This is a genomic window from Spiroplasma endosymbiont of Halictus nicosiae (assembly GCF_978018445.1).
The window spans coordinates 897,710-912,599 of sequence record NZ_OZ389573.1 but is presented as its reverse complement, the minus strand read 5'-3'; the positions used below and the strand labels follow the sequence as shown (position 1 = coordinate 912,599).

Below are 14,890 nucleotides of genomic sequence, written 5' to 3'. Positions count from 1 at the left end.
TAACACCATTAGTATTAATGGTAAATTAACCACTATTTAATAATGGATCTAACATTATCTTTTCAGCAATAATATCTAAAATACTAGCAAATTGTTTATTATAACGAGCAGAAGGCTCAAAATTAGGGTTATTAGGAATAATTTCAATTGGTATAAAATTAAGTGGCAATATTTCTTCTCTTTGTAAAGTTGCATAGTTATTTCATTTAGCATCATCAATATATAAGTCGGTAATAGTGCTGTATAATCGTGTTTTTAACTTTCTAATAACTTTTACTTGTTTAGTTACATAATCAATTTCTAATTTTTCAGTAATAAAAACACTCTGGTCATTTTTAATATAAGGGTCATAATCAAAAGTACAAGATACTAAATTACCTAATTCGTCATATTGGTCATTATAAAAATCAATAGTAATAAAATTAAGTTTTGAATTATTAGCAAAAATAAAATATGCACCTTTACCATTCTTATTAATTTTATATTCGTTATATCAATTCTTATTAGTAAAGTCTTGCATTTTTAAAAAGTTATTAATTAATTTAGTATCTATCTGTTTATTATTAATTGGATTATAAATGCTAATTTCTAAATTTCGTGGATTTAAAAAAATAGCATTATCTTCACAAATTCTTTTTTCTAAAATCTCCTTATGTTTTTGAACAGTAACATTTTTACGATTAGTAATCGTTGATGCTAAATTAAGATAATAACTATCAATATCATATTCTTTTTTTAATTTCTTTTTTGCTGGTAACAATCCCATTTATATCACCTCTTTATTTCGTATCTTCTTTTTTAATAACATCTTCAATACTATCTTGTTTTTGTTATTTGTTATGAGTTTTGATAAATCTAATAGTTTCAATAATTAAAACTATAATTCCTGCTCCAATAAGCATTGCTGAAACAATAACATATGCTGGTCAAGAAATACCCAATGTTTTTTCTCCGATAAAACAAATAATAATTCCGGCAATAAAAAACAATGATGAAACTCCAAAGATTTTCAAAAACATAATCATATCTTTAATAGTTACTTTTGGCATAATACCATCTCCTTCCTAACTTACTTTTTTTCTTTCAATATACAATCCTTTAATTTCAACACTATTTCATATTGATGATAATTTAAACTCACCGTTGGAAAATAATTGAATGTTAATTCAACGACTTGGATTATTTGCATATGATATTCCACTTGCTAATTGACCTTTAAAGTTTATATGCGTAATTATATATAGTTCTATCTCAAGCGTTGTATAACACCATAAACGATAATAATATTCTGACTTATTAAAATTTTTAATTTTATATCCTTTAGAATCTTGAACAAAATCACTAGTATCAAGAACTTTTCAATCATTTGATATTTTAGGTAAATCTTTTTTCTGTAAATAAAATTTATCTAAATATTTAGTAGTACCAAATGTATCATCAGTACTTTCAATTCCCGCAACTGTACTATCAATAATCATATAATCAGCAGTATTTTTACCACCTTCAAAACTAGGGTCTCAAATTCTTAATTCCCCGTTTTCAGCATTAAAATCAGCATTAACACGACCACTACTTTTAGGTAATAAAGTTATTTTATTTTGTTTTAAATCTGAAACCATTAATTCATCAGCAGTATTTTTAATAATTGTTTTATTATCAATTTTAATATCACTACCGCCACTTTGTTTTGCTTTTCAGACACCATTTTTTCATAAATAGTATCATTATCAAAGGGAACATTTATTTCATTATTGTTATTTTTAACAATAGTTTTATTGTCAATCTTAGTTTTTTCTTTTTCTATTAAAGCATCAACTTCTAATTGAGTATAATATGATTCTAAATCAATCATTGTTAAATCAATACTTCTTCTTGAAAAGTACGAAACATTTTCTTTAAAGTTGTTAAATTAGCCAATGATTTTGCATAGGTAGGCAATAGACCTTGTCAAATAATCATGGGGTCATTTTGCGATGAATAATTAATATCACCAACACTCATATTTGCCGAAGTAAAAAATTCAATTGGAATGCGGTTAAATATTCAATGCTCAATCGTAATAAACACCATATTAATACAAATTTTCTTTAATAATGGATCTTTAAATGTTTCAAACTTTAGTTTTGAAAATGGATAGTTTAAGTAAGAATTAATCATATTTTGTGCTCTTAAAGCAAATGTTTTAAATCATAATTCTACATCACCTTTAAAAACTTATTATAATGAACTGGAACTTGTGTAATTTTACCTGTCATTGGAATAAAATTATTATAATTTTCCAAAGTAACATTTTGTTATAATTCATTTAACATTTAATCATCTCCTTAATCATTTACTTTTTTTAGAATATATTTTCTTTAATATAAATTTTTTACTATTTAGTAATGTTTTTGTTTTAATTGTTTTGTTTAAATCTTGTTTTGTTCTGAGTTGTTTATATGCTTGAAATACTAGTACATTACCTAACAAACTAGTAACCGCACTATCTTCTAGTGTATTTAACAATTTATCTTTATTAAAGTTATTTTTAAATTGTTCTTGCATTTTTAATATCTTAGCAATTGTCCGATATATTTTAAAACTATCTTTTACTACTTGCTGATAAACAAGTGGGGCAAAAGAAACTAAATTAAACAAACTTGTTTTTTTAAATCCCCAACCAATAAACCACTCACTGTTCATATAGAATTTAAACGGTTCAGGAGCCAAAACAAACTGTTCTGCTTTGATTAAAGTTGTCATAACGACAATAGGGGCATATTTAGGATTTTTATAATATATTGTTAAAGCAACTTCACCCGCAACTGATAATGGAACAATTTTAACTGCTAAAAAAACATCAGAACCATAAGCAAAAGGTAATAATTTACTTTTTTTAATAGCCTTAGTTTCAAATTTAGATAATATTTTTTTAGTTTTATCAGTAATTTTACTAATTACTTTTTGTTTAATAGTAATTATTTGTTTTTCAATTGGGGCTAATAATTTTTTAGTTACTTTTTGAATATAAAAATTTGGGTTTAAATGATTCAAAATTTTATTTAATTTAATTGGTGTTTGATAAAAAATATTTAATAATTTATTATTATATATTTTACTGCCCAGCATTAAATTAGCATTTAATATTTGGTTTTTACCAACACCTTTTTTATGAAGATTAGTCATTATGTTATATCACTCATTAGTATTAATTTTGCTTATTTTATCAATATTTAATCCATATTCAGACAATAATTTATTAGTATTTATTTCATTTATGCGTGGTATTTTTTGAACTAATGTAGGACTTATTTTTTGAATATTTTTTTCAATTTTTAATAAATTATTAATTGTTTCTAATTTAGAAACTTTAAAACCCTTACAAAAATCATTTCGGGCTAATTTTCCAATTGTATATAATAAAGTTTCATTATTAGCTTGTTTTGTAAAATCAAATATTAATTTATCATATAAAATCTTTTTACCTCTAACTTGTCTTACAACATCTTCTAAATTATTAGCAGTTATTACACCTAATTTTTCAAGTAGTTTAGTTTCTTTCGCTAATTTTAAAATTTTAGTTGTTCGAGCAGCACGCGTTAATTTTCCAATACCACCAATTGCTGGTAGCAAATTTAAGGCAGTACTTTTTGCTGTCACTTCTGATGTTAATTTATCGTATATTTGATTTACGGCAAAATCGGTGGTTGCTGTTTCTACTCCAAATGAGATAAATGCTGCGGCAAAATTAGATAATCCCGCACCAAGACCAACAGCCGAAGCAATACCACCAGTTAAAACTGATAAACCAAGAGCTAAAACTTGAATTCCTAAAAATTCTAATAACTGTAAACCAAAATTTTTTTCTTGTTGTTGGATTGACAATCTAGTTGAATTTTTTTAACAGCATAAATAAGGGCTGTTTTAGATGTTCCAATTGGCATATATATCAAACGAAAAAGTACTATTTTTTAGTACTATTAAGAATTTTTAATTTTAACATCAATCGGATTTGTTTGACCAGTAGCGTTGTTTTTACCTTCAATTTGAACTTCAACAGTTTTATCATTTGTAATATTAATTGGTCAGTCTTCACCTTTACTTTCAATAAAGTAATCAAAATCACTTTCAGTTAAAGAACTATTTACTGCTTTTACTGCTTTTAAAACAACATCTTTAAATTGTGATTTTAACTGTTCGGCTGTTGCTTTTGTTGGGTCTGTAACATGAATATTTGGTTTATCTATTTTATTAATATCAATTTTTGAAACAATATGTTTAATAATTCCCTTAGGTTCAACTACTGCCCCACCTAAATATAAAACTCTTTCCATAATCAAAGTATTATCCATTCCAGTACCCAATGCAGCTGCACCAACTCTTAATGGAGTATGGTCTTTTTTACGTAAGATAAGAGGGTCATATTTTTTACTAAATTTAAAGGCAATTGCATTAACACCATCTGGTAATAGAGTAATTGTTCCTTCTGAACCATCTTTATTAATAATTGGTAATTTTTTAGGAACCATATAATATGTTGTTCCTTCAACAGTTTTCATTGCTCCGCTTGTTTCAATTACATTGTTTATTTGGTCATTTGCTCCAAGTTGTAACTGTAATTTATTACGAATTCCACGAATAAAATCAGCCGAACCCAAGACAACTGTTTCTGATGGGGTAAATCCATTTTCATATATTTTATCCATAATTTCATCGTGAATTTGTAAAGCATTAGTATCATCTGCTTTTTGGCCTTGAATGGTTGTAACTACTCTTTTATTAATAATTTCTAAAATTTTATTACGTTTATAAGCAACCTCAGTATCCATTGCTTGTTCAATATCAGCAGCCCAAAGATTAGGGTTAAAATCACTTTCTACAGGGTCTAATTTACGAGCAAAAGTTAAAATTGTATCTAATTCAATAATTCCATCATCAAATTCTACTTCTGAATAATTTAATAATTTATCATCAATATTAAATACTTTCCCATCTTTTTCAGAACCTTCATTATATTTAATATTTTTCTTTCTTTTATATGCTAAACTAAATTTACTTGCATCTTTTCACGCAAATAATGCTTCTCAACTAAATTTTTGTTGATAAGTTTGTAAATATCATTGTTCAAATGTTTCTCGATCTCGTTTTGTTGCTTGATTAGCAATATCTCCGAAAATTCTTTGTGGGTTTTGTGCCATAATTTACTTCCTTCTTTCTATTTATTAAATACATTGTCTGTATCTAAAATATTGTTTTCTTTGTTTACTACTTTTGGTACGCCCCCAGTATTAACTGTTTGTACCTTAATTAATTCATCATAAACACTCTGCAATTGTGTTTTAATGATTTCAATATCATCAGTAATATCATAAGACTTTAATAAAACATTTTTAAATTCTTCATTATCAGTTAAAGAATTAATAAAGTCAATTACTTCAATTTGTTTTAATTGAATTGTTTTGTTGTTCAATTTGTAAAGTTAATTCAGTATTTTTTGTTTGTAGTTCGTTGATTTGCTGATTACTATTTTCTAAATTAATTGCATTAAATTCTTCAACTTCAGCAGTATTTTCTAAAATAATTTCAGCAGTTTTAATATCTAAACTACCATCTTCATTTTTAATAGGTTCACTATTTTCATTAATAAGAACATATTTTACATTTTTTAATGCCATTGTTTTTCCTCCTATTTTTTAATATTTGTATTTGTTCTTTTTCTAATCGCTTTTTGTATAATTTCAAAACTGTCTACTCTAAAAGACAAAAAATAGCGTTTAGTTTTTATATTTAACTGATTAAATACTGAGCCTTTAATTTTTATCTCATCATCTTTTTTTAATTTCAAAAACTCAGTTAAAACAGATGGGTTATATATTGATAATGTTGAGTAATTTAATCCTTCTCACTGACATTTAACCGAATAAGCATAAACTTCAATACCACCAGCAACCAGTGCCTTAATCTTAGTTTTAATCGGATTTTCATGTAATCTAACAGTTAATTCTAACTTATTAACTTTTTTATTTTTTATTTTAGGTTTATTAGTTATTGATTTTTTAGGTAAATTACTTTTTGTTTGTGTCATTTTTATCAACTCCTTTTGCTAAAAAATACTGTAAATGTTTTCAAGCATCGTGTTCGTGCTCTGACATTTTAATATTTCCTTTATAAATATAATTTTTCTTAATGACTGGTGATTGAAAAATATATTTTAAATTAAATAGATATTTGCATAAAACTTTTAAACCACCAATAAATTTAGGAGTAGATAATGGATTTTTTATTTTTAAACCCTTATGAAGTTGATAATCTTCAATTATTACAATAACTTTATTTAAATAAGAACAAATTTTATTTTTAAACTCATTTAATATTAAATACATATTATTTATTGCTTCTTCTTCATTTTGGGAATTAAAAGTAATATTATTAATTATTTTCTTTTGCAAAACATTATAAATAATAATACCAGTTTGTCCAATTCCAGCAGGGTTAATTGCAATAATATATTTTAATTTATTTGTTTTATTTTTTTGTCAATTTATAATATTTTTCATCCATCGGATGCTAAATCTAAAATATCGTTAATTTTATAATATTGCGTATATGAAACAATAACATCTCACTTGTCTTTAAATAAATTTAAGTACATTTTGGCTCATTCTAAACATTGCAAATCATAATGCTTTTTATGATGTAAAATACGACAATTAATAGGTTGACAATTAACTCAATCAAATGATGTTGTTATTTCATTTCAAGTTTTATTAATATATTTACTTTTATATTCTGTCATTTATCTATACTCCTTAATTCTTTTTATTTGTTGCTCAAATTTCACCATTAATATCATTTACTGTTATTAGATAAGCTTGTATCATTAATTCTTGTAATTTATTTTTAATTTTTTTATTTCATTTTTTCATAAAATATTTTCCTTTCTGTAAAAAACATAATATTCCTTTATTGGTTAATATTTTGATATTTAGTAAATAATTTATTTTAATATTTAATTACTTCGCCGCCCGCTCCACTTTGAACGTGGGCGGGGGCGGATAGGATATTTTGATAGAGTTTACCCCCATACGGAAATAAACAAAAAACAGTTTACCCAGTTATTAATTACGCTTCATCCATCCCTACACAACTTTATATAAAGAAAATAACCTTTTGGAGTTCCAACCCTCTTGTTTTTTAGTGTCCGATATTGTTTTTTTCGGTTTAACAACACTCTTTTTATGAAAACAAGCCAAAAAAACACATGCTCTGACATTTCGCAAGTGATTAATCTTGCCGAGAATTAAAGAAATAAATAGGAGTAGTAAATCCAATCGCTTTCACACTTTCTTTAAGGCTTCGTGCCATAGATGAGTTATCCATCTTTAAGCATCAAAAAATATTAAGTTTTAAAGATTGAATTTTGGATTAATCGTTAGATAGTATCTTTTTTTTTTTTTTTATCTTATTATCTTTTTTAATTCTTTGTTTATTAAATATATTTTTTAGTAATTATATTTAACAATTAACTAACAACTAAATAAAACAATTATTTAAAATTTTTTAAGAAAAGAAAGGATGGATTTTTCTGAAAAAACATATTTTATTAAGTGTAAAAGATACTATCTAACGATTAATCCAATAAATATAAGTATTTTTTACAAAATAAAAAGCACTTTATTTTTTTCAATAAAGTGCTACATTTGCATTTACAATTTACATAATGAAATCAAACCAATGTTGGTTGCTAATGTTAAAATAGCATTAATCATTAGTTTTTTGCATTAAATATTTTTTTATCCCAAATTGAATTTAGTATTTAAGATAATTGTAATATTTTAAGAAAAAGATAAAATTTTTACTTAAAATAGACAAATTAATTATATCAAATTTAGTTTAATTAATAAATAAGTTTAAGATATTATTTTAAAATGATGAAAGAGATTTTTAGTTATGATATTATATAAGTAGATAAAAATTGATTGGTGAAAAAATGAAAGTTGTAAAAGTGACACCTCGTGGTTATTGTCTTGGTGTTATCAAGTCAATTAAATGAGCAAAAGAAGCTGCTGTCAAATATGCTGGACGGCAAATTTATATGTTAGGTTATCTTGTCCATAATAAACATGTTATTGATAAAATTGTTAATTTAGGTGTTATTCTGGTCAACGATTTTAAACTTAATCGCCTTGCGCTAATGCAAACACTACCAGATAATGCTGTTGTGATTTTAAGTGCACATGGTAGTGATGACCGGATTAAAGATGTCGCAGCACAGAAAAACATTACACTTGTTGATACTGAATGTGAATGAGTAACTATCACGAAAAATTTAATTAAGGAATATTTAGTAAAACCTAATTATCAAATTATTTTTATTGGAAAACACTTTCATCCAGAAACAAATGCAATGTTAGCGCTTAGTCCAAGCATCAATCTTGTGACAACAGAACAAGAAGTTGAAAACATTTTGCCTAATCTTGATCCAACTAAAAAGATTTTAATTACAAACCAAACAACCCTTTCTAAAATTGATATTGAAGCAATTGTGAAAAAAATTAAAACCCTTGTTCCAAATGAAATTCTTTTTAAAAATGATTTATGTAATGCAACATTAGAACGACAAAATGCTGTTCTAAATTTAGATCCAACAACAATTGACCTTTTACTTGTTGTTGGTGATGAACGAAGTAGTAACACCTTAAAGCTAGTTGCAATGGGCGAACAAATTGGGATTGAATGATATCGTATTAATGATAAAAATGATATTCAAGCAACTTGGTTGACAAATAAAACCTGTGTTGCTGTTACTGCGGGGGCATCAACACCTAGCATCATTCAGTTAGAAGTAATTCGTTATTTAGAGCAAATATAAAAATATTATTAACGATAGTTAATAATATTTTTGATATGATATGGAATTATTGTTAAAGTTGGAAACTTTCGGGTTAAGTATCCAACAAAAGCAGCAGTAAAAAAATCTTCCATATAATGGTTGAAGCAAATAACTGCTAATTGTTTTTCATTTGCTAATACTCATTGATCTCATTTTACTTCCCCAGTAATAAAGAGGTCAATATTTTGGTTAATTTTTGCAATCACATCACCTGCCGCTCCTGCTGCTAAGGCAACTGTTTTAATAGGTTGCTCTAACGTCGATAAATTGTGCTGCACTGTTGTAATTTTAAAAATTGCTTTTAATTTCGTAATAATTTTATCAGCTGTTAAACTGACATACCCAATCATTGTTAAATCATCATCAAAGGAAACAATTTTTTGGGGATTTAATTCTTGTAAAATCAATTCATTCATTAAACCATCATAATTTGTGTGTAAAGCATAAACAGTTATCTGATGTTTATTAAGAAGATCAATAATTGCTCGTTTGTAAGGAATCTGTTGAATTCTTTTTTTCTTGCCAAAACAAAAAGGATGATGAGTTATAATAACATTAATTTGCTTAGCGACTGCTGCTGTAATTACTTCGCTTGTTAAATCTAAACTAACCATAATTTTTGCTACAAAATGATTTTTGTTTCCATATTGATGACCACTATAATCTCACTTACAAGCTGCTTTTAATGAAAAATCAGTTTCAATTTCTTGATATAATTTTTTAATTAACATTATATCATCTTATTAATCATTTTTAGTTTTGCTTTAACTTCTTGATAGCGCTTAGTGTTTGCAGGAATCTTGTTTAACAATGTTAAATAATAATCATTTTTTAACAATCATTTCTCTTGAAAAAGTTTACTATGTTCTTTGCGAAGATAAGGACCGAAGTATAAGTCTTTTTTATTTTTGACTTTTTGACCAGAAGTTTTATTAACAGCAATAATCTCATAAATAATATGATTTTCCTTAATTAATAATTCTTTTTCAATAAAGTACTTATGTTTTTTAATTCATTTTCGTAATAAAAATGGATCATCATTAGGACATAAAATATAACGATCAATTAAATCAGAATCTCGTTGCAAAATGGTTAAAATTGTTGTACTCCCTAATCCTGAAATAATACATGTATCAATCTTAATGTCCGAAACTCCTGTTAAACCATCTGCTAAAATTGGGGTAATAAGTTCTTCAGTATGATATTTTGTAATATTTTTTTTCGCTTGGGCTAAGGGTTGTGCTGCAATGTCGCATGCATAAGCTTTGGTAATTAAATTTCCTTTTGCTAAATAAATTGGAATCATTGCATGATCTGTCCCAATATCACAAATAATGTCTTTTTCATTAACTTGTTTGGCAATTAATAATAAACGTTCTGATAATCTATCCATTTTTTAAAACCCCTATCCTTTAAAAAAGTCTTTTAATACTTTTGCTTTCGAATTAGCTTGGTTTGGCTTAAACTTACGAATTGTTTTTGCTTCAATTTGGCGAATTCGTTCACGTGTTACTTTAAATTCTTTGCCTACTTCTTCTAATGTTTTTGGTGAATCATATTTTGATAAATGCTTATCAATTAAAGCATTTTTTTGACTTTGTACTTTTTCAATTGGTGTATCATAATGAATATCAAGAGCTTTAACTGTTTGAACTAATTCGGGGAAAGTTTCATCTTCACATTCTTTTGCTAACCGTAATACTGTTCGTAACTTTGTTGGTAAAAGTCCAAACCGCATTCTAATTACTTTTTCTTCTCGTGCTGATAAAATTTCATGGAAAACTTCATCAATTACTTCTCGTAATGATTCTTTTTCAGCATATTCATCCGGTGTAAAAATATCTTTATCATCAACAAAATCACCAAAATGAGTATCATCCTCATCACCAATTGGTTTTTCTAATGAAACTGGTTCAATTGATAGTCTCTTAATTTCACGAACTTTTTCGCCAACCATTCCTTGCCCCATTTTTTCAGCAATTTCATTGTAACTTGGTTCGTGTCCTAACTCTTGTGTTAATTGCCGTTCAATTCTTGTTAACTTATTAATTGTTTCAACCATATGAACAGGAATCCGAATTGTTCGCGCTTGATCAGCAATTGCCCGGGTTGTTGCTTGTCTAATTCATCATGTAGCATATGTTGAAAATTTAAAACCACGCTTATAATCAAACTTATCAACAGCTTTCATTAACCCAATGTTCCCTTCTTCAATTAAATCTGAAAAATCTAATCCCCGGTTTAAATGTTTACGAGCAACTGAAACAACTAACTTCAAGTTAGAAGTAATTAATTTATCCCGTCCAAAACGTTTTTCTTCTGGATCAGATGATTCTAACATTTTAGCATATTTAATTTCTTCCTCACGAGTTAAAATCTTACTTGTTCCCAAAATATTAAAGTAAGCTTTAATAATATCTTGAATTTTTGTTTCATTTGAAATTCCACCAACTTTGTAACGTAATTTTTCATCTGGTTGTTTTTTCGTTACTTTTTCTGGTTCAGGAACTTCATTTTCTTCTAACTCTTCTAAATTAATATCACTAAATTCAACACCATTAGCAACTAATTCTTCGAAATATTCTTTAATATCATTATCATCAACTTCAAAATGATCATTAATTAATGTTATTAATTTTTCTTGTTCAATCTCATTGTTATTTTCTTCTAAATATTTATTAATATATTCTTTAAATTCATAAAAAGATTTCATATCTCTGACTTCTTTTTTTGATAATCCCATTCTCTCTACCCCTTTTTAAATTTTAATCGTTGATTCAACTTGTCAATTTCCATTGAAATTGCCTGTTGTTCAATTAAATTACTTGCTTTTTCTAACTTATTTCATAGCATTGCAATCTCTTTTTCATTAGCAAAATCATCAATTAAGAGCGCATAGTCTTCTAATTCTTTCCTATTATATTTAATTTTAATCGTTGATTTATTAATAATATCCATTAATATTTTTTTTAAATTTGGATCACTTATTTCTTGACACAACATATTAATTTTAACATTTTCTGCCCCAAAATGTCCATTATAATAAGTAATTATATCATTTGCTAACAAACGATAACCATCAAAATTTAAATTTCCAATTTTTCTTTGATAAAAATCTGCTGCTTTTCGAGAACCAAGTAATTGTAAAACCATATTTTTCTCTGCTAAAAGATATCGTTTTAAATTTTTAATTTTATATTTTGTATTTTTAACTACACCAGTCTTACTTTGGTGTGGTTTGAACCTTGGTGGCGGATTTTGCTGATAATTATTATCATTTGTTTCATTAGGAATTGGTTCTGACAGAGCAGGTGAAAAAACTGTTTTTTGATATGTTTTAATTTGTCCAATTTTTGTTGTAATTGTTTCTTTAGATATTCCTGTTATTTTAACTAAATTATTAACCGCTAATTCTTGTTCCAATTGATTTGGACTAGCTTTAATTAAAGGTGCAACAATATTAATAAATTCTTCTAATTCATTTGCTGCTTGTAAATTAAATTTATTTTGAAAATAATCAAGAGCAAAATTAATTGGATGTTGGGCATTTGCTAACATTGTATGAATTAATTCCCCCTGACCACTATTAACTAATTCGTCAGGGTCTTGTTGCGTCTGATTCAAGACAATTTTAACTTTTAGATTATGACTTAATAATTTAATTGCTGCTTTTAAACTAGCATTAATTCCAGCCTTATCACCGTCTAAAAAAATTAAACACTCATTTGTTAATCTTTTAATTTCTTTTAAATGATATTCACTTAAATTAGTTCCCATTAAAGCAACGGTATTTTTAAGATTTAATTTTTCTAAACTAATAACATCCATATATCCTTCAAGTAAAATTAAATTATTTTGCTGGCGAATAAACGGTTTCGCCCGGTGAATATTATACATTAGTTGTTCTTTTTTAAAAACCTTTGTTTCAGAAGTATTAAGATATTTTGCTACCTGGTTAGTAACCCTAATTACTCGTCCAGAAAAACCAATAATATAACTATCTTCATTTTTAATCGGAAAAATTAAACGATTATTAAAATAATCATACACCTTGCCATTTTTAATTGTAATTAAACCCGCTTGTTGAATATCATTAATTGAATATCCTTTTTTAATTAAAAAATGGTACAAATGATCAAAACCACTCTCAGCATAACCAATCTCAAATAATTCAATTTCAGTATTATTAATGTTCCGCTTTGTTAAATATTCCTTTGCATCATAAGCCTTTTTGGTTTCTAAATTATTACTAAAGTAAGCGCTTGCTAAGGCATTAATTTCAAAAATTAACTGTTCACTTTTATCATATTTTGGTTTTTCTTGATAAGTAGTCAATTCATCTAAGGAAATATTGGCCATTACCGCAACTTTTTTTAAAGCTTCAATAAAACTAATATTTTCATATTCTTGTAAAAAAATAAAAGCATTGCCTCCAGCTGAACAAGCAAAACAACGGTAAATTTGCTTTTCTGGTGAAATACTCATTGAAGGATGTGAATCTTCATGAAACGGACAAACTGCTCAATAATTACGACCCCGTTTTTCAAGCGATAAATATTCTGACATTACGGTAACAATATTTACTTTTGACTTAATTAAATCAATTTTTTCATTACTAATTAATGCCATACCTTTCACTCCTTTTAATTATTTTAATATTGCGGTAAAATAGCTTTCTAAATTAGCAATTGCCACTCGTTCTTGTTTCATTGTATCACGATTACGAACTGTAACTTTTTGGTCTTTTTGACTGTTAAAATCAACTGTTACACAAAATGGTGTTCCAATCGCATCTTGACGACGATAACGCTTTCCAATATTTCCTGTTTCATCATAAGTGCATTGAAAACGACCTAAGAGTTTTTCAAATAACTGATAAGCATCGTTGTTTAATTGTTTACTTAATGGAATCACCGCAATTTGATATGAAGCTAATAACGGGCTTAATTTTAAAACAATTCTTGTCTCATTATCATCAACTTTTTCAACATGGTAAGCATCATATAAAATCGCTAACATCAAGCGCCCAACACCAACCGATGGTTCAATTACATGCGGGATAATTTTTTCATTTGTTTCTTGATTTAAATACGACAAATCATTTTTACTCATTTCACTGTGACGACGTAAATCATAATCCCCCCGGTCAGCAATCCCTCATAATTCACCTATGCCAAACGGAAACTTATATTCAATATCAATAGTTCGTTTTGCATAATGGGCTAACTCATTAGCGTTATGCTCACGAAAATGATAGTTTTCTGGTTTTAAATCAATTAATTCTAAAAACTTGGTTACTTCTTTAACTCAATATTCAAATCAATCAATCTTTTCGTTACTATCATAAAAAAATTCTAATTCCATTTGTTCAAATTCACGTGTACGAAAAATAAAATTTCCTGGGGTAATTTCATTCCGAAATGACTTTCCAATTTGACCAACACCAAAAGGTAATTTTTTTCGCAAAGAACGTTGAACATTTTTAAAATTAACAAAAATTCCTTGTGCTGTTTCTGCTCGCAGATAAACAGCTGATTTTTCATCTTCAATGACACCTTGGTTTGTTTTAAACATTAATTCAAACTGACGAATTTCAGTAAAATCATGCCCTCCACAATTTGGACATAAAATATTTTTTTCGGTAATAAAAGTCTCTAATTGTTCATTAGTTCAACCACCACAATTTAATTTTGGATAATTATCTTCAATCAGTTTATCTGCCCGCATTCGGCTTTTACATTTTTTACAATCTAATAATGGGTCAGCAAAATTGCCAAGATGTCCAGAAGCTTTTCAAACATTATTGTTCATTAAAATAGCACTATCAAGACCAACATTATATTTTGATTTTGTAATAAAATGTTGTCATCATAAATTTTTTAAATTTCGTTCTAATTCAACCCCCAATGGTCCAAAATCTCAGCTGTTTGCTAAACCACCATAAATTTCACTCCCTTGAAAAACAAAACCTTGTGTTTTTAAATGATTAACAACTTCTTCTAATGTATATTGCATTAA

General features: G+C 26.7%; 18 protein-coding genes. 1 reads left to right on the top strand and 17 read right to left on the bottom strand.

Annotation, left to right across the window (positions count from 1 at the left end; all coding sequences use genetic code 4):
• Window positions 1-25 precede the first annotated feature (25 nt).
• From ACZ91P_RS06145 to ACZ91P_RS06090, 12 genes are all read right to left on the bottom strand, one after another.
• Window positions 26-766, bottom strand: coding sequence for a hypothetical protein (locus tag ACZ91P_RS06145; protein WP_465158492.1), 741 nt, complete (start codon window positions 764-766; stop codon window positions 26-28).
• A gap of 64 nt (window positions 767-830) precedes the next feature.
• Window positions 831-1,049, bottom strand: coding sequence for a hypothetical protein (locus ACZ91P_RS06140; protein ID WP_465158491.1), 219 nt, complete (start codon window positions 1,047-1,049; stop codon window positions 831-833).
• 15 nt (window positions 1,050-1,064) lie between these two features.
• On the bottom strand, window positions 1,065-1,619 hold the full coding sequence (locus ACZ91P_RS06135; RefSeq protein ID WP_465158490.1) for a hypothetical protein: 555 nt from the start codon (window positions 1,617-1,619) through the stop codon (window positions 1,065-1,067).
• Window positions 1,619-1,852, bottom strand: coding sequence for a hypothetical protein (locus ACZ91P_RS06130; RefSeq protein ID WP_465158489.1), 234 nt, complete (start codon window positions 1,850-1,852; stop codon window positions 1,619-1,621). The genes ACZ91P_RS06135 and ACZ91P_RS06130 overlap by 1 nt, the downstream gene beginning before the upstream one ends.
• A gap of 2 nt (window positions 1,853-1,854) precedes the next feature.
• Complete coding sequence (locus ACZ91P_RS06125) at window positions 1,855-2,157, bottom strand: hypothetical protein (RefSeq protein WP_465158488.1); 303 nt, start codon at window positions 2,155-2,157, stop codon at window positions 1,855-1,857.
• A 111-nt stretch (window positions 2,158-2,268) separates the two neighbouring features.
• A complete protein-coding gene (locus ACZ91P_RS06120) occupies window positions 2,269-3,864 on the bottom strand; it encodes a hypothetical protein (RefSeq protein ID WP_465158487.1) in 1,596 nt (531 codons plus the stop codon).
• A gap of 95 nt (window positions 3,865-3,959) precedes the next feature.
• Window positions 3,960-5,177, bottom strand: coding sequence for a hypothetical protein (locus ACZ91P_RS06115; RefSeq protein ID WP_465158486.1), 1,218 nt, complete (start codon window positions 5,175-5,177; stop codon window positions 3,960-3,962).
• A 17-nt stretch (window positions 5,178-5,194) separates the two neighbouring features.
• Window positions 5,195-5,449 (bottom strand): hypothetical protein, encoded by a 255-nt coding sequence (locus ACZ91P_RS06110; RefSeq protein WP_465158485.1) that lies wholly within the window; start codon window positions 5,447-5,449, stop codon window positions 5,195-5,197.
• On the bottom strand, window positions 5,397-5,654 hold the full coding sequence (locus ACZ91P_RS06105) for a hypothetical protein (RefSeq protein WP_465158484.1): 258 nt from the start codon (window positions 5,652-5,654) through the stop codon (window positions 5,397-5,399). The genes ACZ91P_RS06110 and ACZ91P_RS06105 overlap by 53 nt, the downstream gene beginning before the upstream one ends.
• An 11-nt stretch (window positions 5,655-5,665) precedes the next feature.
• Window positions 5,666-6,064 (bottom strand): hypothetical protein, encoded by a 399-nt coding sequence (locus tag ACZ91P_RS06100; protein ID WP_465158483.1) that lies wholly within the window; start codon window positions 6,062-6,064, stop codon window positions 5,666-5,668.
• Window positions 6,045-6,536: a hypothetical protein gene (locus tag ACZ91P_RS06095; protein WP_465158482.1), complete on the bottom strand. Its 492-nt coding sequence runs from the start codon at window positions 6,534-6,536 to the stop codon at window positions 6,045-6,047. The genes ACZ91P_RS06100 and ACZ91P_RS06095 overlap by 20 nt, the downstream gene beginning before the upstream one ends.
• Entirely contained in the window at window positions 6,521-6,775 is a 255-nt protein-coding gene (locus tag ACZ91P_RS06090; RefSeq protein WP_465158481.1) for a hypothetical protein, read from the bottom strand. The genes ACZ91P_RS06095 and ACZ91P_RS06090 overlap by 16 nt, the downstream gene beginning before the upstream one ends.
• A 1,194-nt stretch (window positions 6,776-7,969) precedes the next feature.
• Here ACZ91P_RS06090 and ispH point away from each other — a divergent pair.
• Window positions 7,970-8,851 carry a 4-hydroxy-3-methylbut-2-enyl diphosphate reductase gene (gene ispH, locus ACZ91P_RS06085; protein ID WP_465158480.1) on the top strand — a complete coding sequence of 294 codons (882 nt, stop codon included), beginning with the start codon at window positions 7,970-7,972 and terminating at the stop codon, window positions 8,849-8,851.
• Window positions 8,852-8,859: 8 nt separating this feature from the next.
• Here the strand turns inward: ispH and ACZ91P_RS06080 are convergent, their stop codons facing one another.
• The 5 genes from ACZ91P_RS06080 to ACZ91P_RS06060 are packed head-to-tail and all read right to left on the bottom strand — an operon-like array spanning window position 8,860 to window position 14,887.
• On the bottom strand, window positions 8,860-9,603 hold the full coding sequence (locus ACZ91P_RS06080; RefSeq protein WP_465158479.1) for a Nif3-like dinuclear metal center hexameric protein: 744 nt from the start codon (window positions 9,601-9,603) through the stop codon (window positions 8,860-8,862).
• Window positions 9,603-10,265, bottom strand: coding sequence for a tRNA (adenine(22)-N(1))-methyltransferase (locus ACZ91P_RS06075; RefSeq protein ID WP_465158478.1), 663 nt, complete (start codon window positions 10,263-10,265; stop codon window positions 9,603-9,605). The genes ACZ91P_RS06080 and ACZ91P_RS06075 overlap by 1 nt, the downstream gene beginning before the upstream one ends.
• A gap of 12 nt (window positions 10,266-10,277) precedes the next feature.
• A complete protein-coding gene (locus ACZ91P_RS06070) occupies window positions 10,278-11,615 on the bottom strand; it encodes a sigma-70 family RNA polymerase sigma factor (protein ID WP_465158477.1) in 1,338 nt (445 codons plus the stop codon).
• 5 nt (window positions 11,616-11,620) lie between these two features.
• Window positions 11,621-13,501, bottom strand: a complete 1,881-nt coding sequence (dnaG, locus tag ACZ91P_RS06065; protein ID WP_465158476.1) for a DNA primase — start codon at window positions 13,499-13,501, stop codon at window positions 11,621-11,623.
• Between the two features lie 18 nt (window positions 13,502-13,519).
• Window positions 13,520-14,887, bottom strand: coding sequence for a glycine--tRNA ligase (locus tag ACZ91P_RS06060; RefSeq protein WP_465158475.1), 1,368 nt, complete (start codon window positions 14,885-14,887; stop codon window positions 13,520-13,522).
• Window positions 14,888-14,890 lie beyond the last annotated feature (3 nt).